Source organism: Rhodococcus sp. T9N (assembly GCF_024436645.1).
Classification (GTDB): domain Bacteria; phylum Actinomycetota; class Actinomycetes; order Mycobacteriales; family Mycobacteriaceae; genus Rhodococcus_F; species Rhodococcus_F qingshengii.
Genome location: NZ_JAMSKS010000030.1, coordinates 16,337 through 40,291, shown reverse-complemented (window position 1 = coordinate 40,291; position 23,955 = coordinate 16,337). Strand labels below are relative to the sequence as shown.

Below are 23,955 nucleotides of genomic sequence, written 5' to 3'. Positions count from 1 at the left end.
TGCCACCTCGAAACGGAGTTCACTTGTCCATGCGCACAATACGATTCAGAGCCGCGCTCGCCGTCGTCGCAGCGGGAGTCCTCACTCTCGGGGCGGTGTCAACCGCGACGGCGGCCCCGCTGCCCAATACGCCGTTCGGGGGCTGGGGAAAATGCCCGATAGCCAATCCGGAGACAAGCACCTGTGTCGATGTCGTCGTCAAAGGCGGCGAAATGAACATCAACGGGCTCAAAGTACCGATTCCTTCCGGCTCGTTGAATATCGCCGGCGGTGTCGCCTATCGCGAGAACCCCGACGCTGAATTCGGGTTCGACCAGATCTTCATTCCTCCCACTGACGGCACCAAAGGCGTCTATTCCACCCCCATCGAGGTACCAGGAGGAATCTTCGGGCTCGGTATACCGTTCCCCGGCGGCTTGACCACCATCAAGGCAACAGTCGAACCGGTCGCGTTGCCAACAGTCGACGCATTCCAACTCGGTGTCACACTTCCGGCAAGATTGAAGATCTCCAACCCCTTGCTGGGCGGCAACTGCTATCTGGGTTCTGCGAGCAACCCGATCATGTTCAAACTCGGAGTGTCCGAAAATGGTGTCCTGGAGGAAGTTCCAGGATTTCCGGATACCGCCGCCGTCAGAAACGTTACGCACGCCGACCAGACGTTCGCGGTACCGGGCGCATCTGGATGTGGACTGTTCGGCGCATTGAATTGGGCAGTCAACCTTCGCGCCAACGTTCCGTCTTCGAGTGGTCACAACTCGTTGACCACCACAAGCGATGTGTTCAACATCGGCGCCGACAGCCTGCGGACGCAGTAGAGCAAGCACCGGCGACTCACGAAGTATCACCGACAACAAGGAGATATCGATGACCCATGCAGTTCGCCGCACCACCATCGTCACAGCTGCCGCCGCAGCCGCGATTGCGGTCGCAGCCGGCACCGCTCTGGCTTCGACCGTCGTCACTCCAGCGGGTCAAGCCGTGACTGCTTCGAGCAGCAATCTCAGTATCAAGACAGGAACGATCACACTTACCTGCTCCAGTACGACGGGCTCCGGGACCATCCCATCCGCGCCGGGTAATTCCAACACCGGCACCGGCGGAGTCAACGTCAATATCGGCACCCCCAGCCTGACCGGGTGCAAGGCTAACGGCCTACCCGCTGTGGTCACGACCTCCGGTTCCTGGCTATTGAACGTCTCGGCAGACACCGGATCGGCTCAGGGATCCCTGGTCATTCCTGCAGGAGGCGCAGTCGTCACGATGCCCGGATCAACATGCACAGTCACCGTCGGGGCCAGCACTGTCGGACCGCTGCCATTCGATATTCCCAACCAGCGCGTCGTGGCAAGCAACACCGGCACCGTGAACTACACACGCACCGGCACCGGACCCGTCTGCCCCGCCGCAGCCACTGGGACGGCAACAATGTCGGGCACACTGCAGTTCGCATCGGCCACACCGATCAACGTGACACCGTGACGATCGACAGCTAGACAATAGGGCTCGTTGGGGGATCGACGCTTCCGTCGCTCCCCCAACGAACGTCCTGTGGACCGGGTCCGCACACGATCGCCATCGGTTGCGCCACGAAGCGGACCGGCGCATTATCCATCTCCTGCGTCGGTGGCGTCGAGTAACGCGTCAAGGGCGCGGTGGAGCTCGGCGAGTTCCCGCCCTCCGGTTTTCGTCAGCACTTCCGTATTCTTTGCATCCAATTGGCGGACAATGTCTTTAGCGAGCTCTATGACTCGTTTGCCCTCGTCACTGAGATCGAGGCGAACGGCTCGCGCATCGCGTCTATCGCGTTCACTGACAACAAACCCGCTCTTCTCCAACGCTCGCACGAGCTTGGATATGTAGATTCGCTGCAATCCTGTGTGCGCTGAGAGTTCTCGCTGACTCGGCCTCTCCCCCGCACTCACCAGACCATGCAGAGACGCGAGCACTGAATACTGGGCGTGAGTCAACCCCAGGTGCGCGATCGCTCGGTCAACCCCCGCCCGCCAGCGCAAGCCAAGGTGCCACACCAGCGACCCTGTCGTCCATGTTTCTCGATCTTGCATACAAATAGAATACATGGCTACTATCTCAATTAGAGTATATGGAAACTATTTGAGGAGTCGCAATGCCCACAATTCCCGTGCTCGACTCGACCATGGCCTACCGCTCGCGCGGTGAAGGAACACCCTTCGTACTCATCCACGGAAACCCCACATCCTCGCACTTGTGGCGAAACATCCTGCCGCAGATAGGAAATCTAGGCCGCGCACTTGCCCCTGACCTCATCGGAATGGGGCGGTCAGGCAAACCGCCAATCAACTACGGCTTCCTCGACACCGCCCGCTACCTCGACGCCTGGTTCGACCAGATGGAACTCGACGACGTCGTACTCGTCGGACACGACTGGGGCGGGGCACTTGCACTGGACTGGGCTGCCCGCCACCCCGATCGCGTCCGAGGTGTGGCCTTCTTCGAAACGATCCTTCGTCCGATGACCTGGGACGAACACTTCCCGGGAGAGGCACGGGCACGGGTGGAAGCTCTGAGGGACTCCGACACAGGAGAGACGAAGGTACTCGACGAGAACTTCTTTCTCGAAATAGCGCTTCACAGAACGGTTCTCGGTGAAATGACCGAAAGCGATGCCGAGGCCTATCGCTCCCCTTATCCGTCACGAGAGAGTCGCCGACCCCTTCTCGAGTGGCCACGATCCTTCCCCATCGAAGGAACTCCCGGTGACGTGAATGCACGTGTGGCGGCGTACAGCGATTGGCTCGCAGAAAGCACCGACGTACCCAAACTTCTTCTCACCTTCAGCGGCCCCGCAGAACTTCTCATGATCGGACCTGACGAAGTCACGTGGAGCCGATCGAATATCGCAAATCTCGAGGTGGAACAGTGCGGTCCCGCAGGACATCTCGCCCCCGAGGATCAGCCTGCGGCCATCGCGGCGGCGATCACCGAATGGACAGAGCGGCAACACTGTTTCAACCGCGAGTGACGTGGGACCGTCGCCAAGTACTCTGAGCGCCGGTTTCCCCGACCCATGCGGTAGCGATCCAGACGATGCTCCGAAATATGGGACCGACACCACCTCCGCCGGATTTGTCCGATATAACTAACTGGCGAGTACGCCGGTTGGGACGAGGTCGAGAACGAGGGGGCGTGTGTGGTGAACGAGGACGGGTTGGGGCGAACGTCAGGATCGGGGGCTCCACACCGGGTGGGCGGCTTTCTCTATCACCGCAACGGCGACCGGTGGGAGTGGTCGGACGAAGTTGCACGGATTCACGGATACGAACCCGACCAAGTAGCTCCGACGACAGAATTGATGCTCTCGCACAAGCATCCCGACGACCGAAGACACGTTGCTCAGACACTGCACGCCATCCGCACCTCAGGCGGACCGTTCAGCAGCCGCCACCGCATCATCGACACTGCAGGGGATACTCACTCGGTAATCGTCGTCGGCGACAGCGTCGTGGACGAGTCGGGTGCCGTGGTCGGCAGCTCAGGCTTCTACATCGACGTCACCGAAACCCTCGACAGTACGGTGAAAGCGTCTGTCGACGTGCTGGTCAACGAAATCACCGCTTCTCGCGGAGTAATCGAGCAAGCCAAAGGCATGCTCATGGTGATCTACGGCATTTCGGCCGATCGCGCCTTCGACATACTCGTGTGGCGTTCTCAAGAGACCAACGTGAAACTCCGGGATGTTGCCGAGCAGTTGATAGTTCGAACGCTTGACGACTTCCGGGTCCCGACACTACTGCGGACCCGATTCGATCACGTGCTGTTACAGGGTTGAATGAAAACATGGTTGAGGGATCTGCTCAAGGCGGTTCCCGTGGCTGGCTGCTCAACCTCGAGGAACCTCGCCCGCATTGATTCCGGGACGGTCCGATGCGGCCTATCCCCGTTGTTACCCAACGCGGAGTAAAAGGAAACTACTCGTCGTCAGACTTCTCGTCGGAGGTCTCCTCGACCAGTTCAGGCGCCTGTTCTCGCGTTGCCATTCCCCCGTCGCCGCCCTTGTCCACGGGTCCTGGGTGCCCACCCTTGGGCGACTGGTCGTTGTCGTCTTTGTCGGTCATGCGATCGTCCTCATCATCTCGTCGTCCCAGTCCTGGAGCCGGTGCAAAGAGACCGGGACCCAGCTCCATCTCAATCTAACGCGCTCAGGACTTCTCGCAACCCTCGCCGATTTTGTTTGCATTTCAGTGCTTTCGGGCAGGTGACTGCGAACAGCATTTCCACGATGAGAGGTCGATCCCAGTGCGTGCAGTGACTTGGCAAGGCAAACGGAAAGTAAGCGTCGATACGGTTCCGGACCCGAAGATCGTCGAACCCACCGACGCGATCATCAAGGTCACCACGACTAATATCTGCGGATCCGATCTGCACCTGTACGAGACTCTGGGTGCGTTCATGAATGCCGGCGACATTCTCGGCCATGAACCGATGGGAATCGTCGAAGAAGTCGGTTCGGAAGTCACGAATCTCGAGATAGGTGACCGCGTCGTGATTCCGTTCCAGATCTCGTGTGGCAACTGTTTCATGTGCGATTCGAGCCTCTACACACAGTGCGAGACGACGCAGGTCCGCGATCAGGGAACGGGCGCAGCATTGTTCGGCTTCTCCGAGCTCTACGGCTCGGTGCCCGGCGGGCAGGCTGAGTACCTCCGAGTACCGCAAGCACATTTCACACATATCAAAGTTCCCGAAGGTCCCGCGGATTCGCGATTCGTCTACCTCTCCGACGTGCTCCCCACCGCTTGGCAGTCGGTCGAATACGCCGACATTCCGCCGGGTGGGTCCGTGACAATCCTCGGCCTCGGACCGATCGGTGACATGGCGGCTCGTATCGCCCACCACAAGGGGTTTCGAGTAATCGGTGTGGACCGTGTACCCGAACGCCTTGCGCGGCTTGCCGAACGCGGTATCGAGACCCTCAACCTGGACGACTACGGCAGCAAGATCGGCGATGCCATCAGAGACGCGACAAACGGCCGCGGAACCGATTCGGTGATCGACGCTGTCGGTATGGAAGCGCACGGGTCTCCGATCGGAAAGCTCGCGCAGCAGTTCGTCGGACTCCTTCCCGATGCTCTTGCCGCGCCTGCGATGCGTAACGCAGGAATCGATCGCCTTGGCGCTGTCTATTCGGCCATCGACATCGTTCGGCGCGGCGGAACCATTTCTTTGATCGGTGTCTACGGCGGAATGGTTGATCCGCTGCCGCTGATGACCATGTTCGACAAGCAGATTCAGCTCAGGATGGGCCAGGCGAACGTCAAGAAGTGGGTAGAGGACATCATGCCCCTGCTCACTGACGACGACCCACTCGGTGTCGACACCTTTTCCACCCATCAGCTGCCGCTCGATCAGGCGCCACACGCCTACGAGATCTTCCAGAAGAAGCAGGAAGGCGCGGTCAAGATCCAACTGAAACCGCACCTGTAGTTCAACGCCGATCAGTTCGACGGTTCATCCGCCACGTCCGCATCTTGTTCGCGAAACCACCGATCGTCATACTCACACCTCACACACGCTCGACAGAAAGAACCTGAAACCGAAATGGCTCGCGAACTTACCGTCTCCGACAGCATCGTCGTCAGCTCCGACGCGCTTTCCCTCTACGAGGTCATCAGCGATCCCACTCGTATGGGTGCCTGGAGTCCCGAAAACATAGGCGCAACCTTGCGGGGAGACCGCGAAAGCGCTTTCCTGGGCATGGAGTTCGACGGGCACAACAAGCGTGGGCGCGCGCAGTGGACCACGCGATGCACAGTCACCGCTGCCGAGGCCGGGAAGCTCTTCGAATTCCGTGTTCACAAGATCGGCCTCAGTACTCCCCGGATCCCCGCCTCTATCGCAACCTGGCAGTACCGATTCTCGCCGGTGCCCGACGGAACCCGAGTTACCGAAACGTGGACCGACGACCGGCGCGGCTGGCCGGACTTCGCCGCCGACATGTTCGACAAAATTGCCACCGGAGGAAAAACGTTCGCCGACTTTCAGCGCGGCAACATCCGCAAGACGCTCCTGAACCTCAAGAACGCAGTTGAGCAGGAGGTTTCCGGAATCGAAGGTAACGTCGGCTGACCGGCCGACACCATTTGTGGCAGTTTCTGCCACTTTTGGTACAGTGCGGATATGGCAACAGCCCGCCGCACTGCACTACTTCTCCGCGTCTCGCAGAGTTGTGCTGCCGCTTTCGTCGAACGCGGCGACACTTCGACGACCATCGCGGAGCTCGCCGAGCGGGCAGAAATCTCCGAGCGAACGTTCTACCGTTGCTTCGCCACCAAAGAGGAGAGCATCTGGCCGATGCTCGACGAGGGAAACCGCAGTCTGGCCACGGCACTCAGCGCGCAAGCCCGCGAATTCGGGCTCGCAGCGGCTGTGAAGAATGCCTTTATCGCATCGGTCGGCGAGTCCTTCGAGCCGATGACCCGGTCACTGATGCCCATCATCTTCGGTGATGCGGCACTCCGGAGAGTTTGGGAATCAGCAACTTTCGAGACGATGGAACTGATTCGCCCAGAAGTCGCACGCCTGATCGATCGTCCGGAAACCTCGCTCGACACCACGGCGGCTTCGGGCCAGGCAACACTTGCGGTAGTGGCCGCACTGCGTGAGATGGCAGACCTCCGGACGCCCGCACCCGAGGCCATCACCCGCGCGCTCGGGGCGTTCTCGAAGCCATATCTCGCAACACCAACAGGTAAGGAACAATCATGACTCAGGATCTCTCCGGAAAAATCGTTCTCGTCACCGGCGGCGCACGCGGCCTGGGCGAGGCGTTTGCCCGCGGCATCGTCGCGGGCAACGGCCGCGTCGTCATCGGCGACCTACTCGACGACGACGGTCGAGCAGTGGCCGAATCTCTCGGCGACGCAGCGCGTTACGTTCACCTCGACGTCACCGATCCAGCGTCTTGGAAGTCCGCCGCCGAGTACGCGGTATCCGAGTTCGGCGCGATCAACGGTTTGGTCAACAACGCCGGAATCTCGGCGTCCGGCCAGACAGTCGCCGAGGAACCACTCGAGACGTTCCAGCGCATCATCCAGATCAACCTGGTGTCCGTGCACACCGGCATCCACACGGTAGTGCCGTTCATGAAGGCAGCTGGAGGCGGATCCATCGTGAACATCTCCTCGGCCGCCGGCCTGATGGGCATGGCTCTGACCAGCGGTTACGGCGCAGCCAAGTGGGGCGTGCGTGGGCTGAGCAAGATCGCCGCCGTCGAACTCGGTCGCGACAAGATCCGGGTCAACTCGGTTCACCCCGGCATGGTCCTGACGCCCATGACTGCACCGACGGGTATCAGCCTCGAAGAGGGCGCATTCCCCAACAATCCGTATCGCCGTGTCGGTCGCCCGGAGGAGTTGGTCGGCGCGGTCACCTACCTGCTTTCCGACGATGCCTCGTACACAACGGGTTCCGAGATCGCCGTCGACGGCGGTTGGACTGCCGGCCCGTCGATCGAATACATCGCCGGCCAGTAACAGCCTTGCAGACTCACGTATGCAGAATTTGCGCGATGCCAAGTTGGAGGTCGCGCAAATTCACGGCCGGACCGAGGGTGTGGTGAGGAGGAGGGCCGGTAACAGCAATCAATGCCTCCTTCGCCGCACGCACGGCTGATGTCGGCTGGCGAACAATCTCCTCTACCAAATCCCGAACAGTCGACGCGAGGAGCTCGCCGTACACACACCGATTCGCCAAACCTGTTGTTACCGCGTCCGGTCCCTTCACCAGCCGTCCGGTGTAGTGCAGTTCAGCGGCCACAGCCGGTCCCACAACACGGACGAGGCGCGCCGCGAATGCCGGACTGGGTCGAATCCCGAGACGCGCAATAGGCATTCCGATTCTGGCGGAAGTCGCCACGACTCGAATATCGCACGCGAGTGCCAACTGACACCCTGCTCCAGCCGCCACGCCCGAAATCTGTGCGATGACAGGAACGGGACAAATTTCGATAGCGCGGAAGGCTGCCTCCATTTGCGCGAACGACTCCTCGACGTCCTCGGCACAGGCACCGACCCACTCGGTGACATCGGACCCGGCGCAGAAGGTATCGCCGACGCCGCGAAGGACGACAACACCGAGCGATGCGTGGGTCGAGACGCCAATGATCTGATGCGCGAGATCTTTCCAAGCATCACCGTTCAAAGCGTTTCGACGACGGCCTGTGCCGATCGTCACCGTCGCGATTGGGCCGTCGAACGTCACATCGACCATGCCGGAGTCGCGCCGGCTCGGCCTCATAGCAGAAACCATCGATGTCTTTCTCATCGGCGTGCTTCGCTGAGCCAACCGGTGATAACAGCGTTGTCCGCACCGAGAAGCGGTGGAGCCGAGTGACAGTTCTTCGTGACCTCCATGCCGTCCACAGAGAAGAACCGGAGTGGGGGCCCAGGAAGCGTTATTCGACCTAGGCTTTCGTGTTCGACTTCGACCATCAACCCCTGCGAACGAGTCTGTTCCCAGCGGTACACCTCGTCGATTCCACGAACACGTCCCGCCGGAATACCCGTACGGTCCAGCTCGAGCAGCAGCTCGTCCGTGCCATACTTCGAAAAAATGCTTTCGATAAGCTGGCGGACCGCCTTACTGTTTCGAACTCGTTCGGAGTTGTCTTCCATCCCGGGGGCATCTGGGGCCAACCCGAAGCCCGAGCAGAACCGCTTCCAAAGTCCTTCACTACCAACCGCAATCTGAACTACGCCGTCAGCTGTCGGAAAGAGCCCGTAGGGGCAGATCGACGGATGGTGATTCCCTTGTGCCTTACCAGTTTCACCGGCGACGGTAAATCGAGTTCCTTGGAAGGCGTGGATACCTACTATGCCGGCTAGCAAAGAGGTTCGTACCGTCTGCCCAACGCCGGTTCGCGCTCGCTCCTGCAGTGCCGCGAGTACACCGAATGCGCCGTACATCCCTGCCAGTAGGTCGGCTATCGGAGTTCCGACCTTTTGGAAGTCGTTGGGACCCGAACCTGTCAGCGACATCAGACCCGCCTCCCCTTGTGCGATTTGGTCGTACCCCGCACGTCCGCCTTCCGGTCCGTCGTGACCGAATCCGCTGATGGACAGCACGACGAGTCGCGGATTCAGCTCCGAAAGTCGTTCGGCGGTAAGCCCCAAACGATCGAGGACGCCGGTCCGAAAATTCTCCATCAGAACGTCGGCGCGTGAGACAAGGGATTCCAGTAGTGCAAGACCCTCTTCAGATTTCAGATCGAGTACGACTGACTTCTTGTTTCGATTCGTGGACAAGAAGTATGTCGATTCTCGCTGTGCACCTGCAGGTTCCATGAAAGGTGGCCCCCAGCCGCGCGTATCGTCGCCGGTACCGGGTGTCTCGATCTTGATGACCGTCGCCCCCAGGTCGCCGAACATCATTGAAGCGTGAGGTCCCGCGAGTGCGCGCGTGAGGTCTGCAACGACTATGCCTGCCAAGGGCCCTCTTCGAACATCGGATCCGGATTGTTCCGAAGATGATTCGACCGAATCGATGTCGTCGGTCACTGAGTTGAACATGTAACTTCCTGTCGATAGTCGATGTGGCGGTCGCGCTGTCAGGCAAGCGTCCGAGCAGGTTCCGGCACACGCAACCTGTGTAGAAAACCTGCTGCCAGCTCGGTTGCCTGGTGCGTTCCAGCAACGCCGTAGACGTGAAAATCCGGTCTGACCAGAACGACATCTGCGTCCTGATCGTCGAGCCAGCGCGTGTAGGTGAGGTCGACGTCGTCGACAACGGTCACGCCCGCCGATTCGGCACCTCCGAGCGCTACGAGGTCGATCCCCAACGTCGCCAAAGCTGTTCGCGTCGCCTCCGGAACTTCTCGCAGCGCGGCCGATGTGCGTGAAATCAAAGCCCCTGGCCCATCGAACGCATCGTCGAACTTGGCAACTTCGCCATCTCCGACTCGAACCTGACCTTGTAAAGCCAGACTGCCACCGGCAGTCCCGACATGTATCCCTGGGCCGAGCCCTGGTCGTGGCGGAGCAGGAGGCTTCATTCCCGCAGTCCAGTTCGCCACCATGCGGGCATCACGTTCAGCAGCTTGCTGCGGGTCGGACATGCAGATGACTTGACCTAGTTCGGTCGAGAACTGCACAAAAGCTTGTGCGTGCCTTAGTCGTTCTGTTCCATATGTATCGAGCAGGTGGTCGTCCGCTGCCGAACGCAACACCGCATCGAGCTTCCACGACAAATTCATCACGTCACGGACACCAGCACCCAGGCCTTGTCCGGCGAACGGCGGCATAAGATGCGCGGAATCGCCGGCGAGCAACACGCGTCCTTGTCGCCATCGCGTCGCCCAGCAAGCCTGAAACGTGTACACGGAATGCCGTTCAAGGATTGCATTGTCAGGGGTCAGCCCATACGGCTCGAGCAGTTCCCATGCCGTGTCTTCGCGCTGAAGGGATTCTCGACTCTCTTCCGGCAGTCGCATGAACTCCCAGCGACGGCGGCCCGGACCACCGGGAACCATCGTGGAAGGGCGTCGGTAGTCGCAATTCTGCGCGGCAACGTTCGGAAAACTGGTTCCGCCCGAAGGTTTGACGTCCACAACCAACCAATCGTAGAAGTACCCCTCGTCGTGCCAGTCGATTTCGGCCCATTGACGAACGCGACTGTTCGCCCCGTCTGCACCGACAATCCACTGCGCATCGACGGCGACACACCTACCGCTGTCCACGGATTGGACGACTACTGTTGCCAGTGCCGAATTCTGCGTCAATGCCACCGCTTCCCACCCCCTCATCACCCGAATATTGGACAACCCGGCGACAATGGCGTCCAAGGCCTCTTCCAATGCGGGCTGACTGAAGAAATAGGTGTTGTACCAACCGGATTCACCTTTACCACTCCAGTCGACCTCCACCAGTGTCCGCCCGTCACCGTTTCGCCACACATACATGTCGTCATAAGGTTCGGTTATCTCGGGAATGGTGTCCGGCGCCAGCCCGACCGACTGCAGGATTCGCGCGAAATCGGCGCAATGGGTTACTGCTCGCGGCAGAGGGTATCCGACTTCATTTCGATCCACGACGACGACATCGTGGCCCTTCCGAGCGAGTTTGACGGCGAGAAGCTTCCCCACCGGCCCGAAACCGACGATCATCACGTCAGCAGCTATCCTCGTTGCTTCGGCGTTGACACTCTGCACAGCGAATTCCGTTCTGGTGAAATAGCTTTGATGTTGAGAACAAGGATCGGTTCGTTAATTCCTTTTGTCACGGATCAGGTCCCGGAAATCGGGACGAGCCGAAATTCTCGGTGCCGCCGGAAACGGGTGCACGACCCTGGCGGGCACCGAGACAACTGCCGTCACCACGGTGCTCGCGGCGGAGATACGTCCCGGTTTTCGGCTACGTAGAGCGACGGCAGGAAACGAGACAAAAATGTGAACTCGTCGTACGCGTGCTGCAGGAGTCCTTGACCGAACTCCACAGTTGCTTGTGCCGCAATCTGTTCCGCGGTTTGCCCGAGTGTCTCGAGATCGTGTCCGATGAAGAAGTGACTTCGCAGGGCCATCCCCCACTCGGTATCGCGAGCGATGTGCAGCAGCCTGCCGCCGAGCACGCGCCCGTCCGGGAGACGAGGTGGATTGTGGGTGACCCCCAATCGTCCGACAACCACTCCGGACACAGCGCCGGATTCTCTTGCTCTGGAATAGGCGTCTTCGTCGAAGAACTCGGACGGATCCCGAAATTGGATGACCAGATCATCGGCCGGCTGCCCCGAGAAGTATTCGGTGACGACGTGCTCGCTGCCGATATGAGTGTCGTCCGAGAGATTACCCTGCCAACTGCTGTACGTGTGGTCGATGGGATGCCACCAGATGTATTTCTGTGTGTCGCAACGCCAGCGGACCCACCATTCGAGCATCTCGCCGGTGCAACCGTGCATATCCGTACGGACTGCGACGTGCAGCCCTCCAGATGGCAGTCGCTCGTATCCCATCTCCAATTGCAGAGGCTTCGGATCTAGTAGAGCGGTGACTTCTGACAGGTCCATTGATTCAGCTCCTCGGATCGAGTTTTTCCAACGAGCTGAAGGTATGAGCCAGATGTGCTGCGCGTCACCCCATTTGTCCCGGTTTCCGGGACTATACGGTTACGCCCGAGAAGTCGACATCGGACGATGGCACGCATCACATCGACCGCCCGAATCGGGCTCACTGTCTGGAGAGACAACACATGCATCTCAATGCACCCGCGCGAACCGATGAACGCGGGGAGACTCGATCCCACCCCGCAGTCATCGGGTTGTGCATGGTTATCACCGTGATCGAGGGATTCAACCTGATCGTCTACGGATCTGTTATTCCGTTGCTGTTGGAAGACTCGTACCTGCGCATAACCGATCAACAAGCAGGGCTGGTCGGCGGGCTCGTCTATATCGGAGCCATCGCCGGATCTGTACTGGCCCCTCTCGCTGCCGAGCGCTCCGGTCGAAAGTGGGTTCTCATTGTTGCCATCGCACTGTTCGCTTTCGGAGCCGTGATCACCGGAGCGTCGATCAGCATCGTCATGCTCGCAGTGGGTCGATTTGTCACTGGATTCGGCGTGGGCGGCGCGCTCACCACCGCGATGACAGTCGCTCGCAACAGTGCGGCATCGTCACGGGCGTCGTTGGTCGTCACGATCACAATGGCAGGTATCCCACTCGGCGGCGTCGTCGCGTCACTGCTCGCGATTCCAGTACTTCCTGCGCTCGGATGGCGCCCGATGTTCTTCATCGGTGCATGTACGGCTCTGGTGATCCTCGCCGCCGTCGTGATAATCGACATCCCGACCGACACTCCCCAGGAGGTGGCGGGGCGTTTATGGTCTGGTCGGCAAAAGATTGCCGCACTGTTCACCGGCCGCGGGTCCACAATCGCACTGGTTGTCGCGGTATGCGCAATCTCCAACATGGTTGCGTGGCAGGGACTCAACGTGTGGGCAGCGCAGTCGATTATTGACTTGGGGTACACGCTGAACACTGCTCTTGTGGTCACCTTTACTCTGACCGGTGCCGCAGTAATCGGTTCCTTTGCCAGTGCGTGGGCGGCCGACCGCCGCGGGGCCTCAGTTGTAGCGGTAGCCACCAGCGCGTGCACGCTCGTCGGACTTCTCGGAATGGTCTATCTGCCGACATCGTTGACGGGGACCATGATTTGTGTGGCACTGATGGGCATCGGCGGCCATTCCACGATGAATCTGGTGCACACGACCACAGCCGATGTCTACCCGTTGCCTGCACGAGCAACTGCCCTTGGTTGGTCGAACGGGACATCATTCGTCGGGGCGTTCTTAGGCCCGGTAATCGGCGGTACCTCCATTGCGTCGGGTGGAGCCGTCGGATTGTTCAGTACGTTCGCGGGTGCCGCGGCAGTGTGCTTGGTCGCGGTCTGTGCACTCTGTTTTGCAGATAGGCGCATCAGACGGTAGGGATACCACTGATCACGAATCAGTTCCCGACCTCCCAGTAGGAGCCGGGAACTGATTCGCGCGATCTGCAGAAGTCACGGGAGCACACAGAAGAAGCTCTCAGGCAGTCGCATTCAGAATTGCGCTCGCGACAAACCCAGATCCACCTGACTGTTCACCACTTTGAGACCTTCGACCGCGAGTTCCTTCTTCGCTTTGAACCGCCCGGACGGAATGACGATGGCGATCGCTTGAAGCGCGCCAGTCGGTCCGATCATTGCAGTAGCCACGGCGCAGATCCCTACGTCGTGCTCCTCGATGTCGACGGAGACGTGGGAGCGACGCACCTCCGCCAGTTCCGCCAGCAGCGCCGCCCGTTCGGTGATCGTCTTATCCGTAAATCGTGGTAGAACCGGTGACAACAACGCAACTGCCTGCTCCTCCGGCAACTGAGCAAGCATGGCCTTCCCGATACAACTCGCATGCAGCGAAAAGCTCTTGCCGACCTTGGTGACGCCTCTGAGCCTTTCCGGTGAGGCAATCTGATCGACGACGACAACCTCGCGACCACTGAAGATCGCCAACTCCACGTTCTCGTTGACGGTACGAGCCAACGTCGCCAGCTGAGATCGATTGGCCGAGAGGAGCCGTAGGTGAGCATTCATCCCGAACTTGAGTAAGCCGGGGCCCAAGATGTATCCGGATCTGTCCGGAACTCGGACCACGTACAACTCACGTTCGAGAGCTTGAATAACTCGGTGCACCGTCGAACGTGGAAGTCCGGTGCGGGTTGCGAGGTCTGTCAGCGTCATCGGCCAGCGACTCTCGGCGATCGAATCCAGAATCACCGTGGCCCTGCCTATGTTCGCCACGACTAACTCCTCGTCCAGGTCCTGGTTACCGCAAGTTCGATGATGCTCCAGTCTCGTTCGTCGACAACCATCGTGTATTCACCGAGGGTGTGCACCGAGGGATCGGGTTCGAACACCCACCGAGTGTAGTGCGCGTGAGCTTTCCACACTCGGGGGCCAGACCCGGCGAGCACCACGAGGTTGCTGACGTCATGGCGATGTGCGACAGGTGATTTCCACAATTCTGCGAAGAACTTCTCCGCATCGTCCGGATGATCGAAACCCGTCCCGGGGAAGCTAACCCGGGCAGAAGCCAGGAGCCCCACAGCACCGTCGACGTCTTTGCGGTCCGCAAAGTCGACGTACGTGTGAAGTAGGTTCGAAATCCAGTGTCTGGCCGAGACGACTCCCTGGAGCTGACTGCAGGTCACGATTCCGTCTGCTCTTGCCACTGTCGAACGTAGGAACGTCCGTAATCGTTGCCATGCGGAGTGCGCATCACCGTGTGAATATGGAAGGGCTGAGGAGTGTCGTAGTCGAGGAAGACACCGCAGTGGTGATCCAGTTCAGCTATCAAGACCGGGGATTGGATGCGGTAGTAGAAGACGTCTCCAGGGCGGTGCCCGCCGATCCAGCAGAACCATGTCCGGTCCAGGTGCTCTTCGATCTCGCGCAGACGAGCAGTCCGAGGTCCCGCGGGCAACAATGCCACGAACTGTTCGGCGATCGCGAGCACTAGTTGTCTGGCACGCGTGTCCATCTGATCGACGGGAATGCCTTCGAAGGGAATCACTCGGTTGTCCTGAAACGCTCCGGCGAGGTGCCGCTCATCCCCGGGGTGTACTCGCCCGGGAGGCATGGCCGGATCGTTCATCAGCCCGTATACAGTGGCCTCACGCCGCTGGTCGTCAGTGAGTGCGGTCATCAGTTCTATACCGAGTTCGATTCGACCAGTGAATGATTCGATGCCGGCGTGGGGACCATCGTCTATCTCGTTGGGTTCCGCGCCGAGAAAGACCGGACTCACAACCATCCGCCCGCCGATGATCAGACAGTTGACCGCGCAGTGGTGACCGTACAATTGCCATCCCCACGGCGAGACGACACTCGGTTCACCGTACAGAGCGACGTTGTAACTGAATTCGTTGAGTATCGTCTCCAATCCGACAACCTCGCCGAGAAAACCATTGATCAACATCATGTTTCGGACGATTCGGAAACCTTCGGGGCTCAGCGAGGCCTCGACCAATCGCAAAGCCAACTGTCGAACACGTTGCGATTGGAACTCGAGTCGTACTCCGGTGTCTAACTGCATGAACTCGGGGTTCGCCCACGTCTGCCACTCGACAGCATCGATCGGATAACTGATCCTGGAGCGATCGACGTCACTCAACTCCGCAAGTAGATCTCTCGCAGCATCCACCATTTCATCCACCGGAGCCTCTTCACCGTGCGTGACGGCTGTCAAAGGGTAAAGCCCGTCCGTGATCGTGCCGTTTTCGGTGACTCCTCGAAATTCGTTGAGATATAGCGGCTTCCATCCCTCAACGAGATCACCGGTAAAGGTCCCAGGCCGCCTTGACACATCGCGATAGGCGTAGGGATCCAAACCTCGAACACTCGATAGTCGGCGATGGTCGTGCGGAAACAGATGTGAGCGGAACTCACCGGACATGAATCGTCCTTTCAGACTGGAGTGTTGTGCCGTACGACGGCCGCACGTACTGCAGCCACATCGCCGGCGGAGATTGCGTCGACAAGTTCGACGTGGATGTGAAACCTCTCGGTGCGGTAGCCCGCTGCGTCACGCTCGTTGTCGAACTCGGTGGCCGTGCCGTGCAGCGGGCCCAGAGTGCCGATATAGACCGATCGCGCAAGGCCATTGGGAACGATCGTCGCGATTCGCTCGTGCAAGGCCCAGTTCGCTCGGAGGAAGGTGTCCCAGTCGGGGGCGGATTCCATCCGCTTCAGGTGTGCCCCCAAGTCGGCGATGTCGGCCCGGCTTCGATGCCGAGCCGCAGCAGTGTCGATCAAGATTTCGAGGTGATCACGCAACTCGATGGCATCCGCGACGACCGAGGCCCCCTCGCTGACACTCAGCAACGTATGGCGCAAGCGAACCGCCGGGCTTTTCTCTGCGACAAATAAGCCGCCACCTCGCCCCTGGCGGATCTCCAGCACTCCCCGATCACGAAGCAGTCGAACCGCTTCGCTGACAGTCGAATATGCAAATCCGGTCTCGCCGCGAAGCGATTCCAGCGTGCCGATTGGCGCACCGGGCTCCAGGTTCTGCTCCCGAATCCGGCTGTCGATCGCCGCCGCCAACTGCTCGGCTCGGGTCCCCCTCTCCACCGCTTTGGACAGCACAGAAATCGGGTCACTCGGCGCAACAGAAATCCGGGGCATGCGTACGCCTTGTCCATCTGGGGTGTCGTGAGGCATAGTCCTATGAAACCATAAACCTCCGAAGGTTTATAGGTTTAATTCGAACCTGAAAGGCAACTGATGAAAATCGTTGGGATTCAGCAACCCGATCGTGGAGTTCAGGTGGCTCAACTGTCCGAGGACGGCTCCCACGTGAGTGTCGTGTGCACTCTCGAAGAGTTCTGGTCGGATCCCGCCGGCAAGCTCGCGACGACTCCGACCGGGCCACACCTGCCGGTAGCCGACATCGAGTTCGTTCCACCGGTCCTGCCGGGCGCGAGGGTGGTCTGCATCGGACTGAACTATCTTGCCCACGTCGCAGAGGGGAGCTACCGCGCAGATCCTCTACCCGCCTATCCGACTCTGTTCGCCCGGTGGCCCAACTCCCTCACTGTCGGCGACACCGATGTCCCCGTTCCAGCCAACGAGCAGGGTCTCGACTGGGAAGGAGAGGTGGTCGCCTGGGTTGGGCAAAAGCTTGCCGACGCCACTCCCGACCAGGCCCTTGCAGCTGTCGTCGGATACTCGACGTTCAACGATCTCACCTGCAGGCGAGCACAGAAACTCACCTCGCAGTGGATACTCGGAAAGAACGGTGACCGATCCGGCCCACTAGGACCGATGGTTCCTGCGAGCGAAGTCGGCGACCTGCGCGACGGCCTGCGAATACAAACCCGCGTCAACGGCGAAATCGTTCAGGACGCCCGCACCGACGAAATGGTCTATACAGTCGGCGACACCCTCTCTCACATCTCTCAGACCTTCACACTGCACCCCGGCGATCTCCTCGCTACGGGCACACCGTCGGGAGTCGGCTACGCACGCTCACCCCAATGGCTACTACAACCAGGCGATCAGGTCGAGGTCGAAGTCGAAAAGCTTGGTACTCTTCGAAATACATTGGTATCCAGGAATACTCGATTCGAAGGCTGAGCAAGAACGAGGCACCATGTCACGAGAGCCATCAGTCCGAGATGGGCGATCCCCCAGATCGCTCTCGACAGACGCCAGAGCGCCAACCTTCGCCGACCTCACGGGTGACCGTCAATACTTTTCTGATTGCATTCGGAGAAGACAACTTTCGCAGTCGCTGCAGCGCCCGATGCAGGTCGAGTGAAACCTCGTCTGTCGTACGGGCAAGCGACGTTGCGGTCGCCTTTGTATCGAGCCCGACGATCAGCCGCAACACCAAGACATCGCGTTCGACAACCGGGAGCGTTGTCGGAGGCGGGAGCGATCCACCGCTGAACCCGTCGGATGCCGCCCGAGCAATCGCGATGCTTGTACTCGCGTACAGCACGCGTAGAAAAGGCTGATACGTCTCCGATCCGTCGCACACTGCCGTGAGAACGGCGACGCACGCGGCATCCGCGGCGGAATCGGAAACGGCCTGATCAAGCTCGGCGCGGCACCGCAGCACAACCATCGGACGAAACGCCGCATACAAACTGGCCATGGACTCACGGCTACCGCTCCGCGCCGCGGCGGCCAATACATCCAGCGAGCCTTCCTGCAACATGGGCTCACATCTCTCTTTCTCGACGGGACATTCGTTGTGCGGTCCGAGAGATCAGCTGGAACCGAACGGTCCCACGAAGTGGTTCCGGCGGATGGTCATGCCACGATCAATCCCCTGCCCGAAGGATTCTCGAGGCTCTCTCTCAGCCCTGAGGCACACCCCAGTGAAGTCCTGCATCCTTGCCGCCCACTGGCATTGACCTGGCAAATTCCTGGCAGGATGCTGATTCAAACCGAACGCCTTGCACTGCAGAATTTTTCGATCCGGTCAGCGTGTATTTGCTGCTCCAAGTCCGACCGTTCCGTTCCAGGCGACGAGGGGTCACACGGGCGTAGGGTCGAGAGAGTTCGGCTCAGTCGTCAAGAGCGGAAGGACACCCAGACAATGCGGAGCGATGGAGATACGTGGGACATCGTCAGTAGCGTCGGACTTACCGCGCTGGCAGTGGCAACGTTCCGAGCACTGGAGAGCACCCGTCCGGACGCGATCATCGAGGACAAGTTCGCATCGTGGTTCGTAGAAGCTGCAGCCGAGCCGCATTTCACAGCTCTTCTGAAAGATCCCACACTCCTCGAGGACACCCCCTTCGGCGGTTTCATGGGGTTGCGAACCAGGTTCTTCGACGAATTCTTCTCGTCGTCAACCGAATCCGGAGTAAGGCAGGCGGTAATCGTTGCAGCAGGGTTGGATTCGCGTGCGTACCGGCTGGATTGGAGCTCAGGATCGACGGTATTCGAAGTGGATCAGCCAAAGGTGCTGGAGTTCAAAGCCGAAGTGCTCGCGGCGCACGACGCCCAGCCGAAGACCGATAGACGCACTGTGCCTACTGATCTGCGAAACGACTGGCCGGCCGCACTCGAGGAGGCTGGTTTCGACCCGAACGAACCCACAGCCTGGTCGGCGGAAGGCCTGCTCGCCTATCTCCCCGGCCCGGCCCACGACGCCCTGTTCGAGCGGATCGACGAACTCTCGGCCACCGGTAGTCGCTTGGCGGTGAACGACTTTCCGGCCGGAACCGACCCGAGCAAGCTTGCGGCCATCAGATCCAAGTACTTCGCCAAGGACCCGTTCGGAGACCTGGACATTTCGCAACTGTTCTACAGCGACAAGCGATCCGATCCGGGCCAGTGGTTGGCTGAACACAATTGGACTGTCCGACGCTTCAGCTCGGTCGAGTTGGCAGAACTGTACGATCGCCGGATCCCCGAACTCCCCGAAGAAATCGCAGCGCTGTCAACGCAACCGTCCTTTTTGGCCGCGACCAAGAACTAGCTCTCGCAGTCATCACGAAAGTTCTTCGAGTGCAGCCTTTCTCCCATTTGTCCAGCTGCAAGGTGTGTGTCACCACTACACCCAGTTGACGGTACTCGAGGATGAACCGATTCAGTACCTCAGGCTGAGTATGTCTACACCTCAGACGGACGCGCGCCGAAGAAGATGCTGATGAAATAAGTCCATGAAACTCGAACACACACGCAGGAAAGGCCGCCCGCTCGCGCTGGTAGCACTTGCCTCCGCAGCGGTATTCGCCCTCGCCGCATGTACTTCCGGGACTGATTCCGCACAAACCTCTGAAAACAGCACAAAGACCTCCCCCACCGCGGCACCCGCTACGGTCACGATCCCTGACAGCTCCGTCGGCAAGCAGATCACCTGGCTTCTCAGTGCGTTCAACACGAGCACGCCGTTGACCCAGGAAGAAATCGCCGAACACTTCGGGCCCACTGCACCCGTCGTCCTGACACCTCCGGACTTCGACTCCATCCGAGCCGGACAGCCTTGGACAACAGTGAAGTACAAGGGAGGCGACTCCGACGGCACAGTTTCCATCACCAGCACCACCGCCGGTGCGTTCGACGTCAACGTCGTCGTCGACGGCAACGGGCTGATCCTCGGAATGGCGATCACACCGACCAAGGACGTTCATGTGCCGGCCGCGTCTTGGCAGGAACTCGAGGCAGCTGTCAAAGCGCTTCCCGCGCCGACCAATCTGACCGTCACCGAGGTCGCCGAAGGAAAGAACGCCGAAGTCTTCAGTGTCGGCGACACCTTACCACAGCCCACAGGGTCAACGATCAAGCTGTACGTTCTCGGCGCGGTCGCGACGGCCGTCCAGAACGGGACACTCTCCTGGGATCAGAAGCTCACCATCACCGACGACCTCAAATCGATGCCCGGCGGGACCATGCAGGACCTGCCATCGGGAACTGAAGTCACGGTCCGAGATACCGCCGGCAAGATGATCTCGATCAGCGACAACACCGCCACCGACATGCTGATCGCTGCTGTCGGGCGCGAGCAGGTAGAAGCCGAATTCGCCCCGATGGGCATGGCAAATCCTTCGCTCAACATCCCGCTCAAGCCGACCCGCGCACTGTTCCAACTCGGCTGGGGTGACCAAGGCGCACAACGTATCGCTTGGCGCGACGGAACTCCGGACGAGCGTCGAGCGATACTCGCGGCACTACCTGACGGCCTGGTGGACATCCCGGCGTCTGCATTCACCACCCCCGCATGGCCTTTCGACATCGATTGGTTCGCCTCGCCCGCCGACCTGCGTGCCGCGTTGGTCACGTTGCAAGAGAAGGCGAAGACCGAGAGCGGCGCACCGGTTCGAGACATTCTCGCCGAGGATCCGGCGCTCAGTGACGAGTCCGCGAAATGGTTCACTTACGGCGGATTCAAGGGCGGCAGTTCCATCGGGGTTCTCGCGGGTGCCTATTACGTGGAACACGACGATCGTGCCTGGGTTGTCACCATGCAAACTCATGGTGACGACGCTGCACTGGTTGCCGACCCGGCTCTGTACTTCGATCCGGTCGACGACGCGATGCTCTTGATCCAGACGGATGCAACCAGTTAGTGCCCAGTGGCGGGCCGAAACCACGCACGCCGATTCATTGCCTTCGCCGATGAAGGCGCCGGATACAGAGAAGCCGCTGCACATCCAGTGTCATCCGGATGCACAGCGGCTTCGCTAAGTCTTAGCCCGTGGGGGACTCGGTCTCGTCCGACGAGAATCCGTCGAAGAATGCGATGACCTTCTGAAGAAGTGCCGCGATGTCGAAATCTTCCAAGCTACCCATTGCGTTCGTCCTTTCGTTTAACACTGAGGATGAAACGTGCATCTTGCAATTTCCAATGTAAAGCATGAAAAGCATTATTTCTCGACCGCGCGACACTTCGGTTGCAAATACGTCACTCAGCAAGATATGGGCAAATCACCGGAAATAACAGCTCCCACCCGCAATATTTCGGTCTTCCGCAACCCGCTTATTTCCCCAATTCGCAAGTGGGTAAATCTTGAGAAAAATTTCCCGGCGCGTCGATCACGAAAGATATTCCTGGTGAAACTCTCAATCCAAGAACACAAAGACAGAGGAATCTCCGACACAGCTGACACGCAGTTTTGCCCGCCTTCAAGAGTCGTCATCCACGCACATAGTGGACACTCGTCTGCGATAACGAACCGGTAGCAACACAATCCCAGGCACTTTCTCCCATCTTCTGAATTTTACCCATGACCACTGAAGATTTGCGCTGGTGAAACGCAATACCAGTTCGAAAGTTCCACAACTTCTCCGGATGCTGTGCACGCGATTAACTGATCAAATATCTGTTGACTCACCGAACCCACACACTCCGCCAGAACGTCACATCCGAATGCTGGACGTTAGTTTAGATGGGTTCGTAATTCTCGGAATCTGCTCGATAACGGCGGCCCCACGGATAAAACCGAGACTGCACCACCGCAGGCCGCCAGGTCATGATCCGCGACTCGGCGAAGGGTGTGCGGACAAGTCCACACGAGGGTGAAATAGGGGGTGAGACATGCCTTGGGGTCTCGTTTTACCGAGTCCGACACAGTACGTTTTCCCAGGCACGCCAGTCCCCAGATTCATACGGTGTGCAAGGACTCGTTGACGCTTCCGAGATGTTGGCAAGGCCGACCACAGGCCCCGTTCTCCCGACGAGAACGGGGCTTCCTCGGGTCGGTTTCCGCCTTCGACCGACCGGGTAGACGCGAGCATGGGCGCCACCTGCTCGACCGAATCCACCGCTGGCCGCCACGAATCGACGACCCCGACCGTCGGCGTCGAAGAAGAATTCATCCTCGTCGACCCGACCTCCTGGTTGCCGTCCACCGACAATGCTGCGGTTGCGGAAACCGCGTCGACACTGGGATTGGATCTTCAGCTCGAGTTGTCCCGCTGCCAAGTCGAGACCAACTCTCCCGTGTGCCATGGCATCGACGAACTCCGAACCCACTTGACCGACATGCGTCGGCTCGCGGCAAAAGCTGCCGAGTTGAACGGCTGCAGGCTGTTGGCCGTCGGCGCACCGCTTTCGGGGCCTTCGCGTTTCGAGATCAGCGACTCGCCTCGTTACCGCCGGATGGGCGAACGCTTCGGCGCCCTCGCTGCCGAACAAAGCATCTGCGGTTGCCACATACATGTGGGCGTCGCTGATCAAGTACAGGCCGTGCAGGTCTGCAATCACGTGCGCATCTGGTTGCCCGCCTTGTTGGCACTGAGCGCCAATTCCCGTGTCCACCAAGGAGTCGACACCGACTTCGCGAGTTGGCGGGCGATCCAATGGTCCAGGTGGCCAGTCGCCGGGCCGCCGCCGTACTTCGAGACCACCGGGGACTTCGACACCGCGGTTGCGAAGATGGTGGATTGCGGCGTGATGCTCGATAAGCGGATGGCCTACTGGGATATCCGACCTTCCTGCCACCTACCGACCGTCGAGATCCGAGTCTGCGACGTTCAGCCGACAGCAGAGGATGCAGCGCTACTTGCAACCCTTGGACGGGCTCTGGTGGCAACTGCGTTACGCGCGATAGACCGGGGCATCGAGGCTCCGAACATTTCCCTCGAGAGCCTCCGCCTCGCAACCTGGGTATCCGCGAAGGAAGGCGTCCTGGGAGCGTCGATCGATCCGATTACCTCACAAAGAATTTCAGCCACCGAACTGTTGCACCGGCTCCTGATCCATGTCCGTGACTCCCTAGACGAGGGAGGCGAGTACGCGAGCGTGGAGTCGGCGCTGCAGCTCAAGTCAGTCACAGGCAACGGCAGCGACTGGCAACAGCGAACGCTGCGCCAGGTCTGCCTTCGGGAACTGATTGCGCGTGCCGTTCAGCGCACCGTACCGACCGCGCCGACTGGCACGGATACGCACGACGAGCCGACAACGGATCAGTAGTAATGCCGCCGACCACCGATGGCGTGCCCGGCCGCGCCAAGCGCGTACAGGATGATTCCGATCACCAGCAAGACGACACCAATCGTCCACAGGATCGGAATGTTCACCACGAAACCGATTATCAGCAGGATCACGCCGAGGATGATCATCACAAGCTCCTTCAGTGCGTTCACTCGGGCGGATACGCCCGCCTCGAGCCGCATACACCGTGGATACCCGTCGGCACAGCGTTTCATACCCACTCTGACCGGGTATTTCGCTGGGCACCATAATATTTGAAGAATCGAGCCCGCCATGATGAGAATTGTGACTCTGATCGTTCTGATCTGGCTGATAGTCGGGGCCGTCGCGGCCGGCCAACGCGGCTACTACAGCAGTTCGCCGACCAACTGCGCCGGCGTCGGGACCATCGCGCTCACGGTCATCGCGGGTCCGCTGAACTACTTCGGCGTCAACCCCAAAGTCACCGATTGCACGCTCCCCCAGCCCACCGAGTGAGCTGCCGGAAATCCACGCTAAA

At 59.8% G+C, this 23,955-nt stretch carries 26 protein-coding genes; 14 read left to right on the top strand and 12 right to left on the bottom strand.

Annotated features, from left to right (window positions below):
- Positions 1-29 precede the first annotated feature (29 nt).
- Positions 30-818: a hypothetical protein gene (locus M1L53_RS30610; RefSeq protein ID WP_054187952.1), complete on the top strand. Its 789-nt coding sequence runs from the start codon at positions 30-32 to the stop codon at positions 816-818.
- A 49-nt stretch (positions 819-867) separates the two neighbouring features.
- Positions 868-1,482, top strand: a complete 615-nt coding sequence (locus M1L53_RS30605; protein WP_047269291.1) for a hypothetical protein — start codon at positions 868-870, stop codon at positions 1,480-1,482.
- A gap of 125 nt (positions 1,483-1,607) precedes the next feature.
- Here the strand turns inward: M1L53_RS30605 and M1L53_RS34940 are convergent, their stop codons facing one another.
- Entirely contained in the window at positions 1,608-2,066 is a 459-nt protein-coding gene (locus M1L53_RS34940; RefSeq protein WP_198165750.1) for a MarR family winged helix-turn-helix transcriptional regulator, read from the bottom strand.
- Between the two features lie 62 nt (positions 2,067-2,128).
- Between M1L53_RS34940 and M1L53_RS30600 the strand changes: the two genes are divergently transcribed.
- On the top strand, positions 2,129-3,004 hold the full coding sequence (locus M1L53_RS30600) for a haloalkane dehalogenase (protein WP_054187954.1): 876 nt from the start codon (positions 2,129-2,131) through the stop codon (positions 3,002-3,004).
- A 168-nt stretch (positions 3,005-3,172) separates the two neighbouring features.
- The gene (locus M1L53_RS30595; protein ID WP_037132380.1) at positions 3,173-3,811 is read left to right on the top strand and encodes a PAS and ANTAR domain-containing protein; all 639 of its coding nucleotides are present in this window, start codon (positions 3,173-3,175) and stop codon (positions 3,809-3,811) included.
- 139 nt (positions 3,812-3,950) lie between these two features.
- Here the strand turns inward: M1L53_RS30595 and M1L53_RS30590 are convergent, their stop codons facing one another.
- Positions 3,951-4,097 (bottom strand): hypothetical protein, encoded by a 147-nt coding sequence (locus M1L53_RS30590; RefSeq protein WP_003945804.1) that lies wholly within the window; start codon positions 4,095-4,097, stop codon positions 3,951-3,953.
- Positions 4,098-4,278: 181 nt separating this feature from the next.
- Here M1L53_RS30590 and M1L53_RS30585 point away from each other — a divergent pair, with 181 nt between their 5' ends.
- The 4 genes from M1L53_RS30585 (at position 4,279) to M1L53_RS30570 (ending at position 7,514) form a co-directional block, all read left to right on the top strand.
- Positions 4,279-5,466 (top strand): zinc-dependent alcohol dehydrogenase, encoded by a 1,188-nt coding sequence (locus tag M1L53_RS30585; protein WP_042452468.1) that lies wholly within the window; start codon positions 4,279-4,281, stop codon positions 5,464-5,466.
- A 114-nt stretch (positions 5,467-5,580) separates the two neighbouring features.
- A complete protein-coding gene (locus tag M1L53_RS30580; RefSeq protein ID WP_054187956.1) occupies positions 5,581-6,108 on the top strand; it encodes an SRPBCC family protein in 528 nt (175 codons plus the stop codon).
- A gap of 51 nt (positions 6,109-6,159) precedes the next feature.
- A complete protein-coding gene (locus tag M1L53_RS30575) occupies positions 6,160-6,747 on the top strand; it encodes a TetR/AcrR family transcriptional regulator (protein WP_007734655.1) in 588 nt (195 codons plus the stop codon).
- Positions 6,744-7,514, top strand: a complete 771-nt coding sequence (locus tag M1L53_RS30570) for a glucose 1-dehydrogenase (protein ID WP_003945779.1) — start codon at positions 6,744-6,746, stop codon at positions 7,512-7,514. The genes M1L53_RS30575 and M1L53_RS30570 overlap by 4 nt, the downstream gene beginning before the upstream one ends.
- Before the next feature lie 13 nt (positions 7,515-7,527).
- On the opposite strand, the gene M1L53_RS30565 is transcribed toward M1L53_RS30570, so the two are convergent.
- The 4 genes from M1L53_RS30565 to M1L53_RS30550 form a co-directional block, all read right to left on the bottom strand.
- The gene (locus tag M1L53_RS30565) at positions 7,528-8,277 is read right to left on the bottom strand and encodes an enoyl-CoA hydratase/isomerase family protein (protein WP_099696961.1); all 750 of its coding nucleotides are present in this window, start codon (positions 8,275-8,277) and stop codon (positions 7,528-7,530) included.
- Between the two features lie 23 nt (positions 8,278-8,300).
- Positions 8,301-9,548 (bottom strand): CaiB/BaiF CoA-transferase family protein, encoded by a 1,248-nt coding sequence (locus M1L53_RS30560; RefSeq protein ID WP_007734649.1) that lies wholly within the window; start codon positions 9,546-9,548, stop codon positions 8,301-8,303.
- 38 nt (positions 9,549-9,586) lie between these two features.
- Complete coding sequence (locus M1L53_RS30555; protein WP_042920183.1) at positions 9,587-11,185, bottom strand: bifunctional 3-(3-hydroxy-phenyl)propionate/3-hydroxycinnamic acid hydroxylase; 1,599 nt, start codon at positions 11,183-11,185, stop codon at positions 9,587-9,589.
- A 161-nt stretch (positions 11,186-11,346) separates the two neighbouring features.
- The gene (locus M1L53_RS30550) at positions 11,347-12,036 is read right to left on the bottom strand and encodes a DAPG hydrolase family protein (protein WP_054187957.1); all 690 of its coding nucleotides are present in this window, start codon (positions 12,034-12,036) and stop codon (positions 11,347-11,349) included.
- 182 nt (positions 12,037-12,218) lie between these two features.
- Between M1L53_RS30550 and M1L53_RS30545 the strand changes: the two genes are divergently transcribed.
- Positions 12,219-13,454 carry an MFS transporter gene (locus M1L53_RS30545; protein ID WP_082654944.1) on the top strand — a complete coding sequence of 412 codons (1,236 nt, stop codon included), beginning with the start codon at positions 12,219-12,221 and terminating at the stop codon, positions 13,452-13,454.
- A gap of 113 nt (positions 13,455-13,567) precedes the next feature.
- On the opposite strand, the gene M1L53_RS30540 is transcribed toward M1L53_RS30545, so the two are convergent.
- From M1L53_RS30540 to M1L53_RS30525, 4 genes are all read right to left on the bottom strand, one after another.
- Positions 13,568-14,305, bottom strand: coding sequence for an IclR family transcriptional regulator (locus M1L53_RS30540; protein WP_042452480.1), 738 nt, complete (start codon positions 14,303-14,305; stop codon positions 13,568-13,570).
- Between the two features lie 2 nt (positions 14,306-14,307).
- The gene (locus M1L53_RS30535; RefSeq protein ID WP_042452483.1) at positions 14,308-14,715 is read right to left on the bottom strand and encodes a nuclear transport factor 2 family protein; all 408 of its coding nucleotides are present in this window, start codon (positions 14,713-14,715) and stop codon (positions 14,308-14,310) included.
- On the bottom strand, positions 14,712-15,719 hold the full coding sequence (locus tag M1L53_RS30530) for a DUF3500 domain-containing protein (protein WP_261949425.1): 1,008 nt from the start codon (positions 15,717-15,719) through the stop codon (positions 14,712-14,714). Before M1L53_RS30530 ends, M1L53_RS30535 begins: the two co-directional genes overlap by 4 nt.
- 251 nt (positions 15,720-15,970) lie before the next feature.
- On the bottom strand, positions 15,971-16,690 hold the full coding sequence (locus tag M1L53_RS30525; protein ID WP_083471204.1) for a FadR/GntR family transcriptional regulator: 720 nt from the start codon (positions 16,688-16,690) through the stop codon (positions 15,971-15,973).
- Positions 16,691-16,831: 141 nt separating this feature from the next.
- Here M1L53_RS30525 and M1L53_RS30520 point away from each other — a divergent pair, with 141 nt between their 5' ends.
- Entirely contained in the window at positions 16,832-17,641 is an 810-nt protein-coding gene (locus M1L53_RS30520; protein WP_372452343.1) for a fumarylacetoacetate hydrolase family protein, read from the top strand.
- A 31-nt stretch (positions 17,642-17,672) separates the two neighbouring features.
- On the opposite strand, the gene M1L53_RS30515 is transcribed toward M1L53_RS30520, so the two are convergent.
- Positions 17,673-18,227: an RNA polymerase subunit sigma gene (locus M1L53_RS30515; protein ID WP_054187959.1), complete on the bottom strand. Its 555-nt coding sequence runs from the start codon at positions 18,225-18,227 to the stop codon at positions 17,673-17,675.
- 384 nt (positions 18,228-18,611) lie between these two features.
- On the opposite strand from M1L53_RS30515, the gene M1L53_RS30510 reads away from it, so the two are divergent.
- The 3 genes from M1L53_RS30510 (at position 18,612) to M1L53_RS30500 (ending at position 23,435) form a co-directional block, all read left to right on the top strand.
- On the top strand, positions 18,612-19,499 hold the full coding sequence (locus M1L53_RS30510) for a class I SAM-dependent methyltransferase (RefSeq protein ID WP_047269285.1): 888 nt from the start codon (positions 18,612-18,614) through the stop codon (positions 19,497-19,499).
- A 184-nt stretch (positions 19,500-19,683) separates the two neighbouring features.
- Entirely contained in the window at positions 19,684-21,090 is a 1,407-nt protein-coding gene (locus M1L53_RS30505) for a serine hydrolase (protein WP_054187960.1), read from the top strand.
- A gap of 1,166 nt (positions 21,091-22,256) precedes the next feature.
- Positions 22,257-23,435, top strand: a complete 1,179-nt coding sequence (locus M1L53_RS30500) for a glutamate--cysteine ligase (protein WP_054187961.1) — start codon at positions 22,257-22,259, stop codon at positions 23,433-23,435.
- Here the strand turns inward: M1L53_RS30500 and M1L53_RS30495 are convergent.
- Positions 23,429-23,584: a DUF6131 family protein gene (locus tag M1L53_RS30495; RefSeq protein WP_003945912.1), complete on the bottom strand. Its 156-nt coding sequence runs from the start codon at positions 23,582-23,584 to the stop codon at positions 23,429-23,431. The genes M1L53_RS30500 and M1L53_RS30495 overlap by 7 nt on opposite strands.
- 145 nt (positions 23,585-23,729) lie before the next feature.
- Here M1L53_RS30495 and M1L53_RS30490 point away from each other — a divergent pair, with 145 nt between their 5' ends.
- Positions 23,730-23,933, top strand: coding sequence for a hypothetical protein (locus M1L53_RS30490; protein WP_003945456.1), 204 nt, complete (start codon positions 23,730-23,732; stop codon positions 23,931-23,933).
- Positions 23,934-23,955 lie beyond the last annotated feature (22 nt).

Bases quoted from the DNA above. Each gene is read 5' to 3' on its own strand.
- M1L53_RS30545 (WP_082654944.1), top strand. From the start codon at position 12,219: ATGCATCTCAATGCACCCGCGCGAACCGATGAACGCGGGGAGACTCGA.
- M1L53_RS30580 (WP_054187956.1), top strand. From the start codon at position 5,581: ATGGCTCGCGAACTTACCGTCTCCGACAGCATCGTCGTCAGCTCCGAC.
- M1L53_RS30510 (WP_047269285.1), top strand. From the start codon at position 18,612: ATGCGGAGCGATGGAGATACGTGGGACATCGTCAGTAGCGTCGGACTT.
- M1L53_RS30570 (WP_003945779.1), top strand. From the start codon at position 6,744: ATGACTCAGGATCTCTCCGGAAAAATCGTTCTCGTCACCGGCGGCGCA.
- M1L53_RS30500 (WP_054187961.1), top strand. From the start codon at position 22,257: ATGGGCGCCACCTGCTCGACCGAATCCACCGCTGGCCGCCACGAATCG.
- M1L53_RS30590 (WP_003945804.1), bottom strand. From the start codon at position 4,097: ATGACCGACAAAGACGACAACGACCAGTCGCCCAAGGGTGGGCACCCA.
- M1L53_RS34940 (WP_198165750.1), bottom strand. From the start codon at position 2,066: ATGCAAGATCGAGAAACATGGACGACAGGGTCGCTGGTGTGGCACCTT.
- M1L53_RS30495 (WP_003945912.1), bottom strand. From the start codon at position 23,584: ATGATCATCCTCGGCGTGATCCTGCTGATAATCGGTTTCGTGGTGAAC.
- M1L53_RS30525 (WP_083471204.1), bottom strand. From the start codon at position 16,690: ATGCCCCGGATTTCTGTTGCGCCGAGTGACCCGATTTCTGTGCTGTCC.
- M1L53_RS30605 (WP_047269291.1), top strand. From the start codon at position 868: ATGACCCATGCAGTTCGCCGCACCACCATCGTCACAGCTGCCGCCGCA.
- M1L53_RS30610 (WP_054187952.1), top strand. From the start codon at position 30: ATGCGCACAATACGATTCAGAGCCGCGCTCGCCGTCGTCGCAGCGGGA.
- M1L53_RS30550 (WP_054187957.1), bottom strand. From the start codon at position 12,036: ATGGACCTGTCAGAAGTCACCGCTCTACTAGATCCGAAGCCTCTGCAA.
- M1L53_RS30505 (WP_054187960.1), top strand. From the start codon at position 19,684: ATGAAACTCGAACACACACGCAGGAAAGGCCGCCCGCTCGCGCTGGTA.
- M1L53_RS30575 (WP_007734655.1), top strand. From the start codon at position 6,160: ATGGCAACAGCCCGCCGCACTGCACTACTTCTCCGCGTCTCGCAGAGT.
- M1L53_RS30490 (WP_003945456.1), top strand. From the start codon at position 23,730: ATGATGAGAATTGTGACTCTGATCGTTCTGATCTGGCTGATAGTCGGG.
- M1L53_RS30515 (WP_054187959.1), bottom strand. From the start codon at position 18,227: ATGTTGCAGGAAGGCTCGCTGGATGTATTGGCCGCCGCGGCGCGGAGC.
- M1L53_RS30600 (WP_054187954.1), top strand. From the start codon at position 2,129: ATGCCCACAATTCCCGTGCTCGACTCGACCATGGCCTACCGCTCGCGC.
- M1L53_RS30565 (WP_099696961.1), bottom strand. From the start codon at position 8,277: ATGAGGCCGAGCCGGCGCGACTCCGGCATGGTCGATGTGACGTTCGAC.
- M1L53_RS30560 (WP_007734649.1), bottom strand. From the start codon at position 9,548: ATGTTCAACTCAGTGACCGACGACATCGATTCGGTCGAATCATCTTCG.